The following is a 1,302-nucleotide window of genomic DNA, read 5'->3' as shown; positions in this document are numbered from 1 at the left end:
TGTGGTGCAGTCCTAGACAGCTCCACCACACCGGAGGTCTTCGCCTTTGATCAAGACCCCCGTGTCAACAACGCTCGTGATCAATACACCTAGGGTGAGGGGATGGCGACGCAGATGATCATTCTCAACGGCGGCTCCAGCGCGGGGAAGTCCGGCATCGTACGGTGCCTGCAGGACGTGCTGCCCGACCCGTGGCTGGCGTTCGGCTGCGACTCCTTCGTCGAGTCGATGCCCGCGAGGATGCAGGCGTCACAGGAGGGCATCGAGGTCGCGGCGGACGGCGCGGTGACCCTCGGCGAGGACTTCCGGACGCTGGAGGAGGCATGGACGGAGGGCATCGTCGCCATGGCCCGCGCGGGCGCCAGGATCATCATCGACGACGTCTTCCTCGGCGGAGCCGCGTCGCAGCGGCGGTGGCTGAAGCGGCTGGACGGCGTGGAGGTGCTGTGGGTCGGCGTGCGGTGCGACAGCGCCGTCGCCGAGGGCCGCGAGGTCGCGCGCGGCGACCGGGCCAGAGGGATGGCGGCGTCGCAGGCCGAACTGGTGCACGACGGCGTGGTCTACGACCTGGAGGTCGACACCACCCGCACCGAGTCCATGGCGTGCGCGCGCACCATCGCGGCCCGGGTGGGCCGGCCGCCGGAGCGATGAGACGGCCGCTGGGCGGGGGGAGCCCGGGCCGCGACGGTGCGCGGACACCCCGCGGCGCCGCCGTGGCTCCCCTCCACAGCGGCGTCGCGGTGACCCTTCCGTTGCCGGGGCGCGCGGGAGTGAGCCCCGGGACAACAGCTCGGAAGGGTCGGAGGGCCGGGCCCGTGTTGTCGGCGCACGGGCCTGGCCAGGCAGGGCCTGAGTGTGTACGGAAAGGCGGATGAAGGGCGAGGCCGGTCGCCGGGGAGAATGCCGTAACGCGTATACCTCCGAGGGGGTGGAGGGCCGAGGACGCGTCCGGGGGCCGGGGACCGTGAGGGGGGGCCGCCACGATGCGGCCGTCGTGCTGCCCCCACCACGCTAGACCTGCGAGGGCCCCGGCGGTATCCGGCAGCGGTACGAGTCCGAGTGCGCCCGTTCCGGTAGGCGCGACACGGGCTCATGGGCCGACACGAGTCGCGCCGCCCCGGGCGCCGCACTGGGGAGGAGCGGTCCTCGCTCCGTCACAGCCGGCGGAAGCGGTAGGCCGGTCCGAAGACCATGTCGGCCAGGACCCCGCCGTCGAGGCCCCAGGGCCCCAGGGCCGCAGGGCCCCCGGCCCTGCGGCTGCCGCGCGGCTGGTGGCACGAGACGTACTCGACCGGCGCCTGC

1 protein-coding gene is annotated in these 1,302 nt (G+C 73.4%); it reads left to right on the top strand.

All coding sequences use genetic code 11. The annotated features are described in order from the left end of the window. The first annotated feature begins 102 nt into the window (after positions 1 to 102). Positions 103 to 651, top strand: coding sequence for a chloramphenicol phosphotransferase CPT (gene cpt, locus AB0I16_RS35790; RefSeq protein ID WP_363253861.1), 549 nt, complete (start codon positions 103 to 105; stop codon positions 649 to 651). Positions 652 to 1,302 lie beyond the last annotated feature (651 nt).

Source organism: Streptomyces sp. NPDC050703, assembly GCF_040654435.1.
In the GTDB taxonomy this organism is placed as follows: domain Bacteria; phylum Actinomycetota; class Actinomycetes; order Streptomycetales; family Streptomycetaceae; genus Streptomyces.
Note: the sequence above shows the minus strand (reverse complement) of the source record. Positions and strands in the feature narration are given on the sequence as shown.

What these genes read in the sequence shown, in the direction of transcription:
- cpt (WP_363253861.1), top strand. Translation starts at nt 103, where the DNA reads ATGGCGACGCAGATGATCATTCTCAACGGCGGCTCCAGCGCGGGGAAG.